This is a genomic window from Mycobacterium sp. TH-M25 (genome assembly GCF_057473665.1).
Genome location: NZ_JBYCLA010000117.1, coordinates 1 through 4424 on the forward strand (window position 1 = coordinate 1; position 4424 = coordinate 4424).

At 61.8% G+C, this 4424-nt stretch carries 5 protein-coding genes; 2 read left to right on the forward strand and 3 right to left on the reverse strand.

What is annotated here, in order from left to right:
- Positions 1-344, reverse strand: a 344-nt coding sequence (locus AC2VOU_RS04095) for a recombinase family protein (protein ID WP_486956200.1), incomplete at its 3' end; no start/stop codon positions are given.
- 336 nt (positions 345-680) lie between these two features.
- On the opposite strand from AC2VOU_RS04095, the gene AC2VOU_RS04100 reads away from it, so the two are divergent.
- Positions 681-1703, forward strand: coding sequence for a hypothetical protein (locus tag AC2VOU_RS04100; RefSeq protein ID WP_486956201.1), 1023 nt, complete (start codon positions 681-683; stop codon positions 1701-1703).
- Positions 1704-2110: 407 nt separating this feature from the next.
- Complete coding sequence (locus tag AC2VOU_RS04105; protein WP_486956202.1) at positions 2111-3319, forward strand: hypothetical protein; 1209 nt, start codon at positions 2111-2113, stop codon at positions 3317-3319.
- 182 nt (positions 3320-3501) lie between these two features.
- On the opposite strand, the gene AC2VOU_RS04110 is transcribed toward AC2VOU_RS04105, so the two are convergent.
- Both AC2VOU_RS04110 and AC2VOU_RS04115 read right to left on the reverse strand, forming a co-directional pair.
- On the reverse strand, positions 3502-3678 hold the full coding sequence (locus tag AC2VOU_RS04110; RefSeq protein WP_486956204.1) for a MerR family DNA-binding protein: 177 nt from the start codon (positions 3676-3678) through the stop codon (positions 3502-3504).
- 6 nt (positions 3679-3684) lie between these two features.
- A partial coding sequence (locus AC2VOU_RS04115; RefSeq protein ID WP_486956203.1) for a Tn3 family transposase occupies positions 3685-4424 on the reverse strand: 740 nt, incomplete at its 5' end.

Consider the following 4424-nt stretch of genomic DNA (forward strand, 5'->3'; position numbering starts at 1 on the left):
CCTTCGTCTGCGGTGTTGATCGGGATGGGGTCGGCCAGCGTGCGCACGCCGATCTGTTTCTCGTTGAGGTCGTGGACGAGGTTCAGCACTTCGCGAAGGTTCCGGCCGAGCCGGTCGAGGGTGTGGGCCACGACGGTGTCGCCGGGGCGCGCGTACTCGAGCAGCTTGGTCAGGCCGGCCCGGTCGACGGTGGCGCCGGTCTTCTTGTCGACGTAGATCCGCTCCTGGGGTAGTGCGGCCTGCGCGAGGGCGTCGAGTTGACGTTCCAGGCTCTGTTTGGTGGTGGAGACGCGGGCGTAGCCGAGTTCGAGTCCGCCGGCCGGGTGTGCTGGTGCGCTCGCCATGCCCGAAATGTACCGGAATTCGTCACCGTACGTTACTTTCGGAACAAGTTCGGTGGAACGAATTGCGGAACGAACGCGGTGTCGGTTCACCCTGGTAGCCGACCGCTGGCCGGGGTTCGCTCGCCGTACTGTCGTCTCGTTCCGCTTCCAAGGATGTGGAACACGTTTCGAGGCGGTCACCGGTGAACCGGTGGCGACCCTCATCGATGCGTGGTGGCGTGCAGGGCTGTGAGGATCTGGTCGCGTGTCGGCAAGTCGAATCGACAGCAGCTCGACGATCACGGTGTCTCGAATAATCCGGTGAATTCACACACCAGAAACCTATAACCTACATATTTGCTGTTAAGGTTTCTCAGATCGGCGGCTCAGGGCGAAGCGCGGGAGGCGGACGAAACAGCAATGATTGGCGCAGGTACCTCCACGGCGAAGCCGCACGGAAGTGCGGCAACGGATAAGCAGGCGATCACACGTAACCGCCGGTCGCTCAGCACCAGTGTGTGTCAGCGCACCGGCGTGGCGGCGGTGGCGCTGGCGGCGTTTTTTGCCGGCGGCTTTAGCCCCTTTGCCACGGCCCCGGTAGCGCTTGCCGATGTCGAAGATTCGCTCGGCGACGTGATCTTCGCCAGTTTGAATGCTGCATTTGACCCAGGCGGCCAAGGGGCCACCGGTTTAAACGCGGTTATCGATTATTTAAGTGCATCGATGCACGGTGAGATCGAAGCGGCCATCACCAATCCGGCTGATGCGCAGCTAATCGATGCGATTAACTTCCCATCAGTTGCATTGTTCGGGCGCGATCTAATCGGCAATGGAATAAACGTTGGCGACCCCATCCCGGCCCTCAATTTTCTCGACCAATCTTCCGGCCCGCTGGCAGACACCTTTACCGGCACCAACGAAGGGCTTTTAACGCCTGAACTGAGCGCCCTCCACATCGATGTCGGAAATTTGCACGACGGCGGATTCCTACTCGGCGACAATGCTTCCGGCGCCAGCAGTACCTCAACCCCTGCCGACACACTCCCGCCAATCGCCTGCGCAGGGACTATCGCCGATCCCACCTATGAGGACTTCTTAGTACCTTTCGTGACATCGTCGGCGCTTATATCCTGTACCGGGCCCGCCTTGATCATCCTCCAGTCGAGCCTATTCTTAAATGGCCAAGCTGATCCCTATTTTTCGATACCGGGCTACGACGTTAGTTTCACTAGTGCGGACGCTACTACCGCGGCGTACTGCGTGCCCGGCGCCTACGATGCGCAGCTGGCTGCGGAAGTGTTCTTTCCTCCGGGATATACGCCAATCACCCCAACGGCTCAATTTGCTCTTGCCGGTCCAGTCGACCTCACGTGCACCTAAATATCGCGTAACCGCGGCTGCTGTGACTCAATGTCAGGATGATGTTGCCGCTGGTCGCGTCGGTTGGGATCCTGATCATGTGGCGTCTGGGTCGTACCGTAGCTGCCGCCTATGGGTCTAGCGTGCTGGCGCTGGGTCAACATTGGCTGCGAATAAAAGGTCAGCGGGCTTGGCGGGAGCTGCATAGTGAGGAGCCGAGTCCGTAGACCGGCACTGCCGTCACGTCATTGTCAAGGAGGCAAGCATGATGGTTGTAGTAGGAGCCGACGCGCCAACAGCGCACGCAAATCGGCTCAGACTTTCTTCAGCTAGAACGCCTCGCCAGCATTTCTCAGGCATCGCCACGCAGGCCACACAACCCGAACGAAGCTTTCCCGGCTGGCAGCGGCTTGACATAGGAGATACCCATGTCTGAAGCGTCGTATCCCACGGCTGATGATAAGGGCGGGATCGGCGCGCTGCTCAACGGCGCGGCGGAGTCGTTTCGGACCGTCGCCGTGACTTACCGCACCTGGCGTCACGAACAGCGCCTGCTGGAGGCGTTTCGCGCCAACTCCGAGAAACAGAAGCGGCGCGGCGTCAGCTTCGGCGCGGTCGCCAAGGGCGGTCCCGGGGCGTCGGAAACCCAGGAGACAGTGCGCATTTGGCGCGAGGGTCAGCGAGCCCGCCAAGAGCACCACGGCGGTTTACGCGACGGCTCCTACGGCGTCGTGGACGGCCCACGATGGTGGTCCTGGAGCGAGCAGATGGGCGCGATGAGCAATCGGGACGCTCCCAGCGTCAGCGGTGGCGGCATTGACCGAGGATTCGAGGTCATGCTCGATCCAGCGCCACTGACCGACGTGCTGGATTTCCGGGTGGCCGGACACTCCCGCATCGCGGATCGAGCCACCCACACCGCTTACGCCACACCCCGCCAAGACGGTCTCCGCGACGTCAAGGCGTCGAGCTTTCCGCGTGTGTTCCGAGCTCTGCACGCACTCGGTAGCGGCGCCGATAGCTACCACCTCGAGATAGACCAGCAACGCGGTGTGCTGCTGGCAACCACCGCGATCCACAACGAGCAACCGTTCTACACCATCACCACACTAGCGATCCGCATTGACGAGCCAATCCCAGCGGACACCTTCGTGTTCAAGCCCCCGGACGGCGAACAGATCCGCTCTCCCCTGGACCATTTCGCCCGCACGCAGCTCGGCACGGTCAGCGAGGCGCAGCGGCGGGCCGCATTCACCGTCCTGGTGCCAGATCACCTGCCCACCGGCTGGCGGCAGCAGCCATTCTGCAGGTATAGGGACGCGTCCGCGCGGTCATCGGCAATAGTGCATCTGCACTATCGCAGTGGTACTGGAAGTCAGCGCGTGTCGATCATGCAGATGGCCGCGGCCGATGCCCCACGGCACTACGGCATGATATTAGGCGGCGATAGCTGGCAGGAGGTGCTCAGCGAGGGGACGCTGATCAAAATCCAACCGACCGCTCAACGGCTCTACGCCCAAGCCCATCTCACACGCCACGGCACATTCGCATACCTCGACTCAGAGGGCCTGACCACCGAAGAACTCACTACCATCGCCGCCAGCCTAAATCCCGCATCGAACACCGACGACGCTTGATATCAGACAGTAACGTTCTCACAACGCAAGTCAGAAGCTTCGTGGCTTCCTGGTGGTGTTGTTAACGCGCCTCCGTCAGATCAGACGCTTAAGATTATGGGGCACAGCCCTACAGACATACCGGCTCTCACGATCCACACGAAGCAAAAAGTGATCGTGAGACACACTGCAACACAGACGTTTCAACCTACAGATAACAACAGGGGGCAGTCGCGTTCAGGTCTTGGCCGATCGCAGGTGGATGCCGGCCGGGCCAGCGAGACTCGCATGGATTGCAGCGCGGCGATCTTGGCGTCGAGCTGCGTGATCTTGGTGGCCGCCAGTTCTCGAGTGGCCGTGGCGTGGCAGGACGGTTCAATCCTTGATCATGAGCCGCCGAGGGTGAGGCGGGTGTTCATGTTGAGTTTGACCTCGCCGTAGGGCAGCACGTGCGACCAGAACAACGGCGTCAGGCCGCGCCGGTCCTCCGGGGTGAGCACGTCCTCCCACTGCGGGTCGGCGAGGATGTCCTGAAGCATCAGGGTGTTGACGTAGACCATCGCGGCCTGCAGTATCCGCAGGCACAGCACGCTCATCTCCTGTTCGTCGCGGCGGTTGGTGGCCAGGTCGCCGGACTTGCCGTAGAAGATGACGGCGTTGGCGCGGTTCCAGGACTCGACGACGTTGAGGCCTTCGTTGATCTCGCGCTGCAGCGCCCGGCTGCGTAGGTAACGGCACAGGAAGATCGTCTTCTGCACCCGGCCCAGCTCGATCATCGCCTGGTAGGTCGGATGGGCGGCGTTAGCCTTCATGAACCGCCGCAAAATCGCCTCCGTGGAGGCGGTGCGCACGCGGATCGCGGTGGCGTACTTGAGCATCTGGTCGTACTGCTCGGCGATCTTGTCCCACCGGATCGGTCGAGTCATGGCCGGACCCAGGCTCGGCCACAGGCCCGCCTCCCCGGCCGCCGGGCGGTACAGCTTTACCTTGTTGATCCGCTTGATGCGCGGCAGCAGGTCGAACCCGAGCAGCTTCGTGATACCGAACCCGATCTCCGACTGCCCGTGCGTATCAACATAATTGGATTCGACGGTCATCTCCGTGCCGTGGTGGATCGCGCCCTCGA

Coding starts and splice junctions, on each gene's coding strand:
- AC2VOU_RS04105 (WP_486956202.1), top strand. CDS start 2,111: ATGTCTGAAGCGTCGTATCCCACGGCTGATGATAAGGGCGGGATCGGC.